The 13,784-nt window shown below is 53.8% G+C and carries 11 protein-coding genes; 9 read left to right on the top strand and 2 right to left on the bottom strand.

From position 1 onward, the window contains the following. Positions 1-41 precede the first annotated feature (41 nt). The 6 genes from ACJJI7_RS11580 (at position 42) to ACJJI7_RS11605 (ending at position 7,447) form a co-directional block, all read left to right on the top strand. Positions 42-1,211 (top strand): 1-acyl-sn-glycerol-3-phosphate acyltransferase, encoded by a 1,170-nt coding sequence (locus tag ACJJI7_RS11580; RefSeq protein WP_282951473.1) that lies wholly within the window; start codon positions 42-44, stop codon positions 1,209-1,211. Positions 1,212-1,300: 89 nt separating this feature from the next. Next, entirely contained in the window at positions 1,301-3,439 is a 2,139-nt protein-coding gene (gene dinG / locus ACJJI7_RS11585) for an ATP-dependent DNA helicase DinG (RefSeq protein ID WP_020412151.1), read from the top strand. 93 nt (positions 3,440-3,532) lie between these two features. Then, on the top strand, positions 3,533-3,856 hold the full coding sequence (locus tag ACJJI7_RS11590) for a YqcC family protein (protein ID WP_282951472.1): 324 nt from the start codon (positions 3,533-3,535) through the stop codon (positions 3,854-3,856). Between the two features lie 297 nt (positions 3,857-4,153). Further along, positions 4,154-4,846 carry an ATP-dependent zinc protease family protein gene (locus ACJJI7_RS11595; RefSeq protein ID WP_020412153.1) on the top strand — a complete coding sequence of 231 codons (693 nt, stop codon included), beginning with the start codon at positions 4,154-4,156 and terminating at the stop codon, positions 4,844-4,846. A 54-nt stretch (positions 4,847-4,900) separates the two neighbouring features. Beyond that, positions 4,901-6,433: an inactive transglutaminase family protein gene (locus ACJJI7_RS11600; RefSeq protein ID WP_020412154.1), complete on the top strand. Its 1,533-nt coding sequence runs from the start codon at positions 4,901-4,903 to the stop codon at positions 6,431-6,433. Positions 6,434-6,442: 9 nt separating this feature from the next. Continuing rightward, a complete protein-coding gene (locus tag ACJJI7_RS11605; protein ID WP_020412155.1) occupies positions 6,443-7,447 on the top strand; it encodes an alpha-L-glutamate ligase-like protein in 1,005 nt (334 codons plus the stop codon). A gap of 79 nt (positions 7,448-7,526) precedes the next feature. On the opposite strand, the gene ACJJI7_RS11610 is transcribed toward ACJJI7_RS11605, so the two are convergent. After that, entirely contained in the window at positions 7,527-8,687 is a 1,161-nt protein-coding gene (locus tag ACJJI7_RS11610) for an acyl-CoA desaturase (RefSeq protein ID WP_444902106.1), read from the bottom strand. A gap of 677 nt (positions 8,688-9,364) precedes the next feature. Here ACJJI7_RS11610 and ACJJI7_RS11615 point away from each other — a divergent pair. Next, positions 9,365-11,368, top strand: coding sequence for a hybrid sensor histidine kinase/response regulator (locus ACJJI7_RS11615; protein WP_020412157.1), 2,004 nt, complete (start codon positions 9,365-9,367; stop codon positions 11,366-11,368). A gap of 72 nt (positions 11,369-11,440) precedes the next feature. Here ACJJI7_RS11615 and ACJJI7_RS11620 read toward each other — a convergent pair whose 3' ends face one another. Beyond that, positions 11,441-12,244, bottom strand: a complete 804-nt coding sequence (locus tag ACJJI7_RS11620) for an inositol monophosphatase family protein (RefSeq protein ID WP_020412158.1) — start codon at positions 12,242-12,244, stop codon at positions 11,441-11,443. 134 nt (positions 12,245-12,378) lie between these two features. On the opposite strand from ACJJI7_RS11620, the gene trmJ reads away from it, so the two are divergent. Then, positions 12,379-13,170 carry a tRNA (cytosine(32)/uridine(32)-2'-O)-methyltransferase TrmJ gene (gene trmJ, locus ACJJI7_RS11625; protein WP_444902614.1) on the top strand — a complete coding sequence of 264 codons (792 nt, stop codon included), beginning with the start codon at positions 12,379-12,381 and terminating at the stop codon, positions 13,168-13,170. A 105-nt stretch (positions 13,171-13,275) separates the two neighbouring features. Further along, on the top strand, positions 13,276-13,752 hold the full coding sequence (iscR, locus tag ACJJI7_RS11630) for a Fe-S cluster assembly transcriptional regulator IscR (protein ID WP_026304944.1): 477 nt from the start codon (positions 13,276-13,278) through the stop codon (positions 13,750-13,752). Positions 13,753-13,784: the final 32 nt, after the last annotated feature.

A 13,784-nucleotide genomic window follows, 5' to 3' on the forward strand; every position in this document is an offset into this window, starting at 1 on the left:
AGGGCCACTTGAAGTTAGCAGGTCCGGCAGGTAGTGATTTCATGAGAGCAAGTGAGTTAGACCCCGCTCAATTCGAGGATATGCGCCCCTATCGCGATGATGAGGTGCGCACTGTACTGGACCGGTTGATTGCCGATCCAGAAATGTCCCATGCCGTAGCGCATTTCCTGATTCCTAAGTTGGCGCGCCTTGAAGGTCCGCTGGCTTGGTTGGTACGTCAATTTCTACGCTTTGAATTCCGCAATGTACACGATGTGCGCGGCGTGCAAGCGATTGTGGATAAATACATTGACAAGGTGGTGAGCCGTACCACCTCTGGCTTGACTATCTCTGGGTTGGATACTCTGCCCAGGGATCGCGCCTGCCTATTTGTGAGCAATCACCGGGATATTGCCATGGACCCTGCCTTTGCGATTGTGTCCATGTATAAGGAAGGGCATGAGACCTCTCGAATCGCTATTGGCGATAACCTGCTCAGCAAGCAGTTTGCCAGTGACATTATGAAGCTCAATAAGTGCTTTACGGTCAAGCGCAGTTCCGGCAGCCGTCGCGAGAAGCTGGCAGCGGCGAGCCAGCTATCCAATTACATTTATTACTCTATCGTCAACGAAAACGAGCATGTGTGGATTGCACAGCGCTCGGGCCGTGCCAAGGATGGGTTGGATCGCACCAATCCGGCCCTCGCAGCCATGTTTGCAATGACCAAGGATCGGGATACGCCTTTTGCCGAGTTCTGGAAGAAGCTGCACATTGTGCCGTTGTCCATCTCTTACGAATGGGATCCCTGTGATGGCCAGAAGGCCAAAGAACTTTACGTCACTGAGCACAAGGAAGAGTATAAAAAGGCCAAGAATGAAGACCTTGCCTCCATCGGTAAGGGGGTTATTGGCCAGAAGGGGCGCGTTCATACCGCTTTTGGCACCCCGATCGAAGGAGACTTCGACGATGTAAACAGCCTGGCTGAAGAGATTGACCGCCAGATTGTGGGCAACTATGTCCTGCACCCCACCAATTTAATCGCCTATGAGATGCTTTATGGTGATGTATGTGGCTTGCCGGTGGGTTACCCATCAAAGCCATGGGATCCCAGGGATTACGAGGAAACCCGAGAGAAGTTCAAGACGCGTATGGCCAAAGTTGATGAGCGCTGGCGCGACAAAGCTATCCAGGCCTATGCCAATCCGGTGGTATCCCGTCTGGCATTTGAATAATCACTGGTTGGGTGGAGTGGTGGCGAGAGTGTGCATAGTGGATAATAGCGCCCCTTGCGCCACTCACTAGCGAATAGATTCCACTTCCTGTGCTCAACGACAAACACAAAACCGCCATCCAGGCCGCCTATAGCCAATTCCTGTCCAGCCGTGGGCTTAAGGCCCGTTACGGGCAGAAGCTAATGGTGGCGGCCATCGCCCGTACGCTTGGGGCTATAAGCCAGAATGCCAGCGGCGAACGCGATGTGGAAAAGAGCGATGGTGAGCATATTTGTGTGGTTGAGGCTGGTACAGGTACGGGCAAGACAGTGTCCTATCTCCTCTCAGCTATCCCTCTGGCTCAGGCCCAGGAAAAGACCCTGGTGATTTCTACTGCCACTGTGGCTCTGCAAGAGCAGATTATCTACAAGGATCTGCCTGAAGTTGCTCGCCATAGTGGTCTGAAGTTTGAATACAGTCTGGCAAAGGGGCGAGGTCGTTACCTATGCCTGTCTAAGCTGGACCAACTACTTTCCAGTTTCTCCGCAAGTGGCACCGGTATTTCCCTCGGCCTCTATGAAGACGAGTTACCCCAAGTGGAAGCGGAGAGCATTGCCCTCTACCAGAAGATGACCGACAGCCTGGCAGCCGGCAGCTGGGATGGTGATCGTGATAACTGGGCAGATGCGATTGAAGCCGATGACTGGAGCCGGGTGACTACAGACCACCGTCAGTGCAGTGGCCGTCGATGCCCTCATGTAACTAACTGCAGCTTCTTTCGCGCTCGAGAGAATTTGGGCAAGACCCAGGTAATCGTGGCCAATCATGACTTGTTGTTGGCAGACCTGGCTCTGGGGGGGGGCGCTATATTGCCGCCGCCGGAAGAGACAATTTATGTACTCGATGAGGCCCACCACTTACCAGATAAAGCACTAAATCATTTTTCCCACCACAGCCGGGTTGGTGCCTCCACTGGTTGGCTGGACCAGGTCAATAAAGTACTGGGGCAAATGCTGGGGGAAATTGGTGATGGTGCGGAATTGGATCGCTGCGGTGAACAGCTGCCAGCGGTACTGACCTCGGCCAAACAGGGCCTTGAGCAGATGTGGCCCTTGATTGAGGAGTTGTGCGAATTTGAGGATGAACGCGGTAACACCACCCGCCACCGTTTTGAGGGCGGTGTGGTGCCGGAGACCATGGCACAGCTTGCAGAAAAATTGCGCGAGGATTTCGACGAGCTGGAGAGCTTGTTCAATAAAATGCTGCAAACAGCCCAGAGAATGCTGGAAGATGCACATTCACCTGTGCCGATTGTGGACTTGGAGCGCTGGTATCCACAATTGGGCAGCTGGTATGGCCGTGCCGAAGCCAACCTGCAGCTCTGGGCCAATTATGCCCGCCCCGATACTGGCGGTGCCTTGCCGCAGGCGCGGTGGGTAACCCTGGTGGACTGGGGTGGCTCTACTGATTTTGAGGTGTGCAGCTCACCGATACTCGCGGGTAAAGCTCTGGAGTACAGCCTGTGGCGACGTTGTTACGGTGCGGTGCTTACCTCAGCCACGCTGACCGCATTGGGTAAGTTTGACCGTTTGCGCATGCGAGCAGGTACCCCGGACAATGCCAGTTACCAAGTGGTACCTAGTCCCTTTGATTTCTCTCGGGCTACTTTGCAGGTTCCTGCCAGCGCAGTGGATGCAGGCAATGCAGACCGCCATACAGATGCGGTGATTGATGCCTTGCCGGAACTACTCAATGGCAGTGGTGGTTCTCTGGTGCTGTTTTCCTCTCGCAGGCAGATGGAAACTGTTTACGAGTCGCTGCCAGGCACCTGGCGCAATCGCATACTGATGCAGGGGCAGAAGTCCCGCCAACAGTTGCTGGATAGCCACCGAGAAATAATCGATGGAGGAGGCAACAGCGTTCTGTTCGGGCTCGCCAGTTTTGCCGAGGGGGTTGACCTTCCCGGTGACTACTGTCGCCATGTAGTGATTGCCAAGTTGCCTTTTGCCGTGCCGGATGACCCAATTGAGGCTGCACTGGCAGAATGGATTGAGGCCAAGGGTGGTAACCCCTTTATGCAGATTACTGTGCCCGATGCGGCCTTGAAGCTGGTTCAGGCCTGTGGTCGCCTACTGCGGGCTGAGGGGGATAGCGGTACTGTCACTCTGCTGGATCGGCGAGTAGTTACCCGGCGCTACGGTCAGGCAATACTTAACTCACTACCGCCCTTCAGTCGCCGAATCGAGTAATCTCTTATAAGTACTCCGACTTTCTCTGTCAGTGTGTGCGGGGTGCGTGAATCTTATTGCTGCGCAAATTGAGCAGCTCTGGTATTGGATGATATGCAAGCTATTTATTCTGAAGTTGCCGATCAATTATTGATTCTTGAGGCGGAGCTGCGCCGCATGGAGTTGTGGCAAAGTGAGCCGCCGCCGGCGGAGGCACTGGCCAGTTCGGAGCCATTTTGTGTTGATACCCTGACTCTGCCCCAGTGGTTGCAATTTATCTTCTTACCGCGCATGCGGGTGATGATTGAGCAGGAAATGCCGCTTCCCCGGGAGTGCAGTATTGCCCCCATTGCGGAGGAGTTTTTCAAGACCCGCGGTGGTGCCGAAGAGCTGATAGTAATCCTTGAGCAGATAGACCAGCGCTTACGGCTTGGCTGATACAAGTAGGAGCGATACCCATCTCTGCCTGCCGGGTGTCGCCACTTCCATTCCTCCATGTCTTTCTGATGCTGACTGTCTGTTGTCCCTATTTGGATTGCAAAGATCTGGCGCATGTCACATTGTGGCGCTTGCATAGCCCGGCTGGATGGAGATCCCTGTTCACTTGGCTCTGTCATAGGCTAATATCGACTTTTTGCTTGGCGTGGGGAGGAATTTTCCCACGTTTTACCGTGAACGCTGCTGAGACGGTATGGTCGGATTGAAATGCTAATGGGGCTAGAGGTAATCGTTAGGATGCAGAAATTTTCCCTTCTGTGGTTATTGGTGGCGGTCCAGCTTTTGGCGGGCTGCCAATCTGTATTGTATCCCGGTAAGGAGCGCACTCAACCGGCATCAGTGGGAACACAGCAGACAGAGCCGCAGGGTGAATTGGTACAGTGCCCTGAGCCCGTGGAAGTGATTTGTGCCGAACCGGAAGTCAGGGTTGTTGAGAAGGTTATCGAACGAAGCGTTGAAAAAGTAGTCGAAGTGCCCGTTGCCAAGGACAAATTGGTGCTCGGAGCAGTGGAACAAGTCTCCGTTGAGCCCTCTGGCCTGGTAATAGAATCCATTGTCGATACAGGTTCACCGACCTCCACTTTGCGCGCCCAGGCGCTGACCCGCTTCGAGCGAGACGGCGAAGACTGGATCAGAATCCAGCTGACCAGGGCCGATGGTGATGGCAAGGCCAGGCCCGTGTCTGTGGAATTGCCGGTCAAGCGGCATATCCGCGCTACACGGCTCGGTTTTCCCAGCCAGCGGCGTCCGGTGGTGGAAATGAACCTCACCGTGGGGAGTATCACCCATATGGTTGAGGTCAGCCTGACAGACGAGGGCGGCACTGATGTTTTGATGCTGCTGGGACGCAATTTCCTCAAAGACGCCGCAGTTGTCGATGTGAGCCGTCGCAATGTTCAGGGCCCACCCCAAATATCCGGGGGCAAATAGGCCGAGTTGAAAGTTAGGTTCCGATTGGAACCGTAGATTTACGGGGAAGGGCGAATGTCGCCGCGTGTCCAAGTTTATGTCATTGCGGCATTGCTCGCATTGATCGGAGCGGGTCTTACCGCATACAAACACTTCGAATTAGGTTTTCCACTACTGCCGGGCGAATACCGCACCGTTTGGACCATTGAGGCCAAAGTGGGCTTTGATGCGGAGGGTGGGCCTGTCAAGGCAGCCCTTACACTGCCCCGTGAGCAGCGCAATATGGAAATTCTTGGGGAGACATTCAGCTCTTCAGGTTTTGGCTTTTACATTGCCCGTGAAAACGATGAGTACCGGGCAATCTGGACACGCCGCTCGGCAGAAGGGGCCCAGTCCCTATTTTACCAGTTGGATGTTTATCAGACTCCCGGCGCTGCCCTTGAACAGCCCCTGAATCTCAGTACCGAAGTGCAGAAACCCTTCCTCGGTGCGCGAGAGCAAGAGGCCGTGCGCCTGGCTATCAATTCTTTGGTACAGCAGGCCCGTGAGCGCTCCTCCGATGTGGAATCTTTTACCACCCAGCTGCTGTTTGAGCTGAATGATGACGGCAACCAGGATCGCAACCTGGTCTTTCGTCATTATGCTGATAGCTCCCTGGTAGATGTAGCTCTATTGATGCTGGCTACTGCTGATATTCCCGCCCATCGAATTCGCGGTCTCTATCTTGAAGATGACCGGCGCCGGCTGACACCCGAGGACCTTCTAGAAGTCTACGATGGCAGGCGTTGGATCGTGTTTGAGCCCAACAGTGGCATGCCCGGTGTGCCGGAAAACTTTTTTATTTGGCAGCGTGGCGGCAAGAGCCTGCTGGACCTGGAGGGTGGGCGTAATTCTCAAGTGACTTTTTCGGTGATTGCCAATGATGTACCCGCACGAGATGTTTCCATGCGCAGTACCAGCCAGGATAAAGAGGCCCTGGTTGATTTCTCTATCTACAGCCTGCCCATTGAACAACAGAGTATTTTCAAACTGATTCTGCTGGTACCCGTAGGAGCCCTGGTAGTGGTGCTACTGCGAGTATTTGTAGGGTTGCGCACCTCCGGTACCTTTATGCCGGTGCTGCTGGCGATTGCCTTTATCGAGACCCAGCTGATTACCGGACTCTCCATCTTTGTGCTTATCCTGGTGCTGGGATTATGGGTGCGTTTCTATTTAAGCCGGCTCAACTTGTTATTGGTGTCGAGGATCGCCGCCGTAGTGGTAACGGTGGTGCTCATAATGGGAATGATCAGTGTGGTTAGTTTCAAGCTCGGTATCGAGCAGGCGCTGACAGTCACTTTCTTCCCAATGATTATTCTGGCCTGGACCATCGAGCGTATGTCAATCGTGTGGGAGGAAGACGGCCCCTATGAGGTGATTGTCCAGGCCGGTGGCAGCCTGCTGGTGGCAGTGCTGGCCTGGTGGGTGATGACCAATCGATATGTTGAGCACTGGACATTCAACTTCCCTGAACTGTTATTGGTGCTGTTGGGCTTTATTCTGGTTATAGGTAATTACACCGGTTATCGCCTCAGCGAACTGATGCGCTTTCGGCCTCTGGTCAGGTAGGAGGTTGTTATGCTTCACTTTTCGTTCAAGCATATGATCAATAAGGTACGCGGTGGTGTAGTTTCACCGCTGACCTTGAACGATATCGGTGTGCTCGGTATGAATGCGCGTAATATTAATTACATCGCGCGTTACAACGACCGTAAAAAATATCCCATCGTTGATGACAAACTGAATACCAAGCACGCCGCAAAAAAGGCGGGAATCCCTGTGCCTGAACTGATTGAGGCCTTTGAGACTCCTGCCAGTCGCAAGCGGGTTATGGAAGTGATTGACCCCCTTTGGCAGTTTGTGATTAAGCCGGCACGTGGATCCGGGGGCAAAGGCATCCTGGTGATTGCGGGGCGCAATGGTGACAAATACAAGAAAATTTCCGGCTCGGAAATCGAAGCATTGGATATTTTGCGCCACGTTAATAATATCCACAGCGGCCTATACAGTCTCGGCGGCAAGCCCGACCGGGTAATGGTGGAGTCTCTGGTGGATTTCGATCCGGTCTTCCAAAGCTACTCCTTTGAAGGCGTGCCGGATATCCGTGTGATTGTATTCCGTGGGTTTCCGGTGATGGCGATGCTGCGTTGCTCCACTCACGACTCCGATGGTAAGGCCAATTTGCACCAGGGGGCTGTTGGAGTTGGCATCGACCTGGCTACCGGAAATAGCTGTCACGCTGTGCAGCGGGGTCTACGGATTAATCGTCACCCGGATACCGAGGTGCATTTCGATCAGTTAAAAGTACCGGGTTGGTATGATCTGGTGCGTTTGGCGGCAAGTTGCTATGAAATGACTGATCTAGGTTACCTGGGTTGCGATATTGTCCTGGACCGTGCGCGGGGCCCGCTTCTCTTGGAAGCTAATGCTCGTCCCGGCCTCGCCATCCAGGTAGCCAATGGCGTCGGTCTGCGACGGCGCCTTAAGTTTATTGAGGAGCTGGATGAGGATATGCTCAATAAAAATGTGGATGAGCGGGTGGCTTTTTCTATGCGCGAATTTGCGGCTGACAAAGGGTTTTAGGGGGAGTCTTGCCACTTGAAAATTTTGATCCCGGCAATGCTAATGCTTGCCGGGATTTGTTGATGAAGCAGGCTGCCCTCTAGGTCGCTGTGAGAGGGCATAAGTGAAATTGATTCATCACCATCTTTAAGCGTTTACTCTGCATTTTTAGGGAATATTCTAATTCCCGGATTTTTGTCTGGATTTCTTTCAGTTCCCACCGGGGTGGGGACTCTTGCCGCGCTTTATTATTTCGACGGATTTGTAAGTTGCTCCACTTGCTGTTTACGTCGGCAAGATGCTGTTCCTCCTTCGCTAGCCATTTTTGCCAAAACTCTCTGTATCGGGAGTCAGCCAGTCTCTGTCTGGCTTCTTCAAACAAAGTTGCGAGGTGTGCCTTATAGGCCTGAATCGTTGCTGCTTTTTTCAGATTTCGGGTAATACCGACCCAGCTCAGCACCTTGACCATCCACTTGGTTGGGTCGTACTGGTACCAGCGAATACCACTTCGATAGTCAATCTGGAATGTGTGATGGTAGTTGTGATAACCCTCACCAAAAGTAAACAGGTTGAGGAAGGGGTTGTCCCGTGCAGTGATGTCTGTGCGAAATGGGCGCTTTCCCCACATGTGTCCGAGGGAATTAATCATAAATGTGGTGTGATGATTAACGACTACACGCAATACCCCGGCAAGCAAAAACATACCAATAATATCGCCGGTCAAAGCTCCCAGTGCGATAGGTAGGCCGATATTCATTGCCAGGGTAATGGGTACGTAGTGTTTGAGCTGCCACATAACGATCTTATCGCGTTTCAGGTCATTCACATTTTTGTAATCCAGGCGACCACTCGGGTAGTCGTGCATCATCCAATCGATATGGGAGAACCAGAAGCCGCGTTTGGCTGAATAAGGGTCTCGGTCATTATCATCAATGTGGCGATGGTGATGACGGTGGGCGGCACACCAGTTTAGCGTGGTGTTTTGCAGTGCAGCGGCAGTAAATAAGGCAAATAAAAGGCGTAATGACCAGTGTGCCTCATAACTCCGATGCGACCACATACGATGGTTGCCTGCAGCAACCGAAAAACTGCATAGGGCGCCGTACACGGCAAAAACAAGCCACTGATACCAATGGTAGCCATGGATCACACCATAGATAGGCACCGCAGTCAGCGCTAAAAAGCCGGTACTGGAAAAAAGTATTGTGGGAATCCAAAAGCATTTGCGTTTATCTGAGTTAACGGTAGAGGCTGTGCGCATGTTTTGTTCCGGTTCAAACTGCTCCAGGTAGAAATGGTGAAATTGACGCTCAGTTCCATGGAAAAATCTGCCTTGGAACCCCGCTTTATCGCCACCTTGTTAGTCACATTGATTCAAAGATAGTCGTTGAGCGAGTCGGAGGTTGGCGGTTAATTCCCAATCTGCTGGTTGATAGGCTGAGTCATGATTCCCGGTGGCGAGAGATGCCTAGAGGTTGGTATCTCACTTCAGTAAGCGTTATTCGGTAGGATCTGGTGCACTATTCTGGCGCAAAAGAAGAAGCTGAAGTCACTTATTGGTTCACGATTGTCAGGATATTAATTAAGGTGCTGGACTATCGGCCCCCGAGATATTGGAGTTTCAATAGTTGGCATGGCAATTGCTTTGACTAATTGTGCGGGAAGCATGACCCGCACTTCGGGAAGAATGCACGAGGTTATGGCAAACCGTCTCCTCTGAGTAACTTCCCGTTTTCTCTCATCATCGCTGATTACGGCCCCGCTTTGCGGGGCCTTTTTTATCTGTCACAGCATTTCCGTTTGAAACAATTCTTTAAGTTTGTGACCTCTTGTAGAATTCCCGCAGATGTTATTGCCGGGTGAATAGACGCCCTTTTTACTACTCGGTATAAATGACCCATTTCTACCGCAAGCGAATACCAACAAATTGAGCGCAGTGTGTCCGAGTCACAAGTTTCAGGCCAACCTCCCCTCCTATTCCAGCTGGCTACCTCCGATGAGCTGCACACTTTGGATGCTGCTCGGCTTACCCGACAAGCTGCGAACCTACAGGGATTATTGCAGGATGTAGATTGCGGGCTGTGGGAGTGGCATTTGAAAACCGGTGCCCAGAGAGCCCAGGGAGATATTTGGCTCCTGTTTGCAGACAGCGCCCGCGGTGCATTGGAATCCCTTTGGACTGGCAGTGAGCTGCGCCAGGTCCATATAGATGAGCGCGATCGTATTTTTGCTTTGCGTGAGCAAATTAACGGTGTTGGTGGCTACTTTGATACTTGTTTCCGCGCTTATGATGTCTCAGGCCAGTTGCGTTGGCTGAGGGTATGGGGTAGGACGATTCACAGCAGTGATTCCAATGGAACAATCGCTATCGGCAGCTGTGCTGATTACAGTGAAGCCCTATCACAGAGCTATCTTTCAAACCTACCGGCTGAGCGCCCCTTACAGGCTCTCTCTGGTGTTGGCGATGGCTTGTGGGAGTGGGATCTGCGTGCAGATGAGATGGTGTTAGACGATGCCTGCTGGAGCATACTCGGTTATGAGGTGAGCCCCATTCGCAGTATCGGGCGTTCGGCTGCGGCACAGTGGAAGGCCAGGGTGTTGTCTGAAGATGCTTCCCGGGTCGAGCAGGCCATGCAGGACCACGTGCGTGAGCGCCTTCCCCTTGATGTTGAATTTCGCCTGTGGCGTTCTGATGGAAGTATTGTCTGGGTGCGCTGCCGGGGTAAGGCCCAGCTCAACAGTCGCGGCCAGCCGGTACGGGTATTAGGTACCCTGCAGGATATCAGTGGTAGCCGCGAGACTTTATCGCGAGTGGAGCGGGAGCTACAGCAGCAGCGCGAAGAGAATGCGCATCGTGCAGATCTGCTTTTTAGTCTGAGTCACGAACTGCGTACCCCACTGAATGCGATACTGGGCTATAGCCAGATGGTGGAACTGGACCAGACCCTCAATTCGGACCAACGGCAGAGGCTGGGAGAGATTCGTCGCGCCGGCCAGCATTTGTTGCACTTGGTTGGGGATGTGCTCGAACTGGCTCGTATTGATAGCCGGCGCCTCGGTCCGTCAATGGAATCCATTCGCCCTGCGGAGCTTGTAGCCGAGTGCAAGCGTCTACTTGAGCCCCTGGCTGAAACTCGCCGGGTGAGCCTTGTTTTTGAGCCTCTGGGTTGGGAGTCCGCATATATTTGCGCGGATCCGGTGCGCTATAAACAGGTGGTTCTCAATCTCGCCGGCAATGCGGTGAAGTACAACCGGGAAAATGGTCGCGTCATTATCAACTTTGCCCCAGAGGCTGAAGGCTGGTTACGCTTGAGTATCCTCGATACGGGTAAAGGTATCCCACCGGAGCGGCGTACCGAAGTGTTCGAGCCATTTAATAGGCTGGGCGAGGAAAAAGGTCATATTGAGGGCACGGGTGTGGGGCTTGCGATTGCCAAGCGCTTGACCGAGGCCATGGGTGGGCGCATTGATTTTGATAGCCAGGAGGGGCAGGGATCAATTTTTTGGATCGAGTTTCCCATGATTGATGCTCCTGACGCGCTGATGTCTTTTTCTGCCCAGCCGGAGGTGCCGTCACATTTGCCTGAGGGGCGCCTATTGCTTGTGGATAACCGCCCTACAGCTGCGAGCAGGTTGAAAGAAATGTTGAAAGATACCCCGCAGATCCAGTGCCTGGTAGCCACTGATGTTGTGGAGGCGATTTTTATTGCGCGAACTATGCATCCCGAAGTGTTGCTGTTTCACAGTGAACTGCCGGGTATGTCTGCGGCGGATCTGGTGCGTATCCTTGAGGAGGATATTTCCACTCGGTCGACGCGTTTTGTGTTGGTTGGTGAAAATCCTACAGGGGAGAGTCACCCAATGTTGCCGGATCAATTCGATTTTGTGCAGCTTTCGAAAGTGCTGGCGGAGAGCCTTGTGAGTGCAGGCCGATCTACCTGAAATGCACTCAGGTTGTACTGAGGAAAAGTTGTAAATTACCCGGCCATTAGCCGGGTAATTTACATCGCGGGGTTAGCGGATACCACCGAGGTGCTTGCCCACGATTTGTATCAGGGGCTTGAATACTTTGGGGGTGGCGCACACCAGATTGCCGGAATCCAGGTAGTCTTCCCCTCCGCGGAAGTCACTGATCAGGCCGCCTGCCTCTTTTACTAGCAGGGAGCCCGCGGCGATATCCCAGGTGTTCAAGTACATTTCCCAGAAACCGTCAAAGCGACCAGCTGCAACATAGGCCAGGTCCAGGGCTGCGGCGCCTGGGCGGCGGATACCAGCGGTCTGCCCGGCGATTTCTTTCAGGGCGGATAGGTAGGGGTCGATGTTTTCCAGGGCCGGGCCATTAAAGGGCAGGCCAGTACCGATCAGCGCTCCGCGCATGCCCTGGCGCGGGGATACCCTGATGCGGCGTCCGTTCAGAGCAGCACCGCGACCACGACTTGCGGTGAATTCCTCTCGTTTAATCGGATCCAGCACCACGGCATGTTCAATGCGACCGCGATAGCGGCAGGCGATGGAAATCGCAAACTGGGGTACGCCATGGATAAAGTTAGTGGTGCCGTCGAGAGGATCGATAATCCATTCGTAATCGGGTTCCGCACCCTCCAGCAAGCCGCTTTCTTCAGCGCGAATGCTGTGTTTGGGATAAGCCTTGCGAAGGTGATAGATGATCTCCTGCTCGCTGGCTTTGTCCACTTCAGTGACGAAATCGTTGCGCGCTTTCTCCTCGAATTTCATCAGGTCGCCGCGCTCCCAGGCCCGTTCGATCAGTTCTCCGGCCTTGCGCGCCGCGCGCAGGGCAATATTTAGCATGGGTTCCATAACTATTCCGCACTAAGTGGTTGAAGGGGTTAAAAAGCAGACTGCGAGTTGACCGCAGCGGACGCGATTGTAGGGATTCCCATCCATTTTTGCTACACTCGCGCGCCCCCATGACACCGATTTATTACTTCAGTATGGCCAAGTCCCCTTTAGATACGACTCCGCTCAATGCGCTCGACAATGTGCGCGTGGTTTTGGTTAACAGTGCCCACCCCGGTAATATCGGAGGTGCGGCGCGCGCGTTAAAGAATATGGGCTTGAGCCAACTTTACCTGGTGGCTCCGCGTGAATTCCCGGCGGCCAACGCAATTTGGCGCGCGGCGGGGGCGGCGGAGTTGCTGGATAGCGCTGTGGTTGTAGATACCCTGGAGGAAGCGGTAGCGGATTGTGGTCTGGTGGTGGCAACCAGTGCCCGAGAGCGCCGTATACCCTGGCCACTGCTGACCCCGCGCCAATGTGGTGAGCGAGCGGTCGCGGAGGCGCAAAGCCACCCGGTGGCGCTGGTCTTTGGGCGCGAAGACCGTGGGCTTACCAATGAAGAGCTTCAGGCCTGTAACTTCCATGTACATATCCCGGCAAATCCGGAATACAGTTCCCTGAACCTGGCAACTGCTGTGCAGGTACTGGCTTACGAAGTGCGTATGGCCGCCTTGGAGGCCGAAAAGGGGGAGCCGCTGAACTATGCCGACTGGGATCGCCCCCCAGCCAAGGCCAGCGATATGGAACTGTATTTTGATCACCTGCAGGAGTCCCTCGGCGAGCTGGGCTTTATCGACCCTGACAACCCCCGTCAGACTATGACCCGCTTGCGTCGACTATTTAGTCGAGTGCGCCCTGATGATATGGAACTGGGTATCCTCCGCGGCATGCTGACCTCTATCCAGAATTACATCCATCGCACAGGAGGTAAGGGGCGCCCCGACTAGGTAAATACCCGAGTTGGGCGGGGGGTTATATACTTGACTGTAGTGCTGGGTTATTCCATACTCGCGCCCCGATCGGAAAAGGCTGTACATCAGTTTGGAGCTGATATGCGTTTGACTACTAAAGGCCGCTATGCGGTCACCGCCATGCTGGATCTGGCGTTACACGCAGAGCGTGGGCCGATCAGCCTAGCGGATATTTCCAAGCGCCAGGGTATTTCCCTGTCTTATCTGGAACAGTTGTTTTCCCGCCTGCGCCAATCTGGGTTGGTTTCCAGTGTACGTGGTCCCGGTGGCGGCTATCGCCTGGCCCGTGACGGCGAAGAAATTTATGTGGCACAGATTATCGATGCGGTAAATGAATCTGTGGATGCCACCAGTTGCGGTGGCAATGCCGATTGCGCCAATGGCGAACAGTGCCTGACACACTATCTCTGGTCTGATTTAAGCGACCAGATTCACGGTTTTCTGAGTGGTATCAGCCTGGCCAACCTTGTGGCTCGTGCGGAGGTGCAGGAAGTAGCGCGTCGACAGGATATGCGTGAGACACCGGAAGAGCGCATCGCTGTACTTGGCGGACTATAAGTGCCGGCCCGGTTGGGGCCGGGACGGGGTAT

It is taken from the genome of Microbulbifer variabilis, from assembly GCF_056232115.1.

What these genes read in the sequence shown, in the direction of transcription:
- ACJJI7_RS11580 (WP_282951473.1), top strand. Translation starts at nt 42, where the DNA reads ATGAGAGCAAGTGAGTTAGACCCCGCTCAATTCGAGGATATGCGCCCC.
- ACJJI7_RS11590 (WP_282951472.1), top strand. Translation starts at nt 3,533, where the DNA reads ATGCAAGCTATTTATTCTGAAGTTGCCGATCAATTATTGATTCTTGAG.
- ACJJI7_RS11595 (WP_020412153.1), top strand. Translation starts at nt 4,154, where the DNA reads ATGCAGAAATTTTCCCTTCTGTGGTTATTGGTGGCGGTCCAGCTTTTG.
- ACJJI7_RS11600 (WP_020412154.1), top strand. Translation starts at nt 4,901, where the DNA reads ATGTCGCCGCGTGTCCAAGTTTATGTCATTGCGGCATTGCTCGCATTG.
- ACJJI7_RS11605 (WP_020412155.1), top strand. Translation starts at nt 6,443, where the DNA reads ATGCTTCACTTTTCGTTCAAGCATATGATCAATAAGGTACGCGGTGGT.
- ACJJI7_RS11610 (WP_444902106.1), bottom strand. Translation starts at nt 8,687, where the DNA reads ATGCGCACAGCCTCTACCGTTAACTCAGATAAACGCAAATGCTTTTGG.
- ACJJI7_RS11620 (WP_020412158.1), bottom strand. Translation starts at nt 12,244, where the DNA reads ATGGAACCCATGCTAAATATTGCCCTGCGCGCGGCGCGCAAGGCCGGA.
- trmJ (WP_444902614.1), top strand. Translation starts at nt 12,379, where the DNA reads ATGGCCAAGTCCCCTTTAGATACGACTCCGCTCAATGCGCTCGACAAT.
- iscR (WP_026304944.1), top strand. Translation starts at nt 13,276, where the DNA reads ATGCGTTTGACTACTAAAGGCCGCTATGCGGTCACCGCCATGCTGGAT.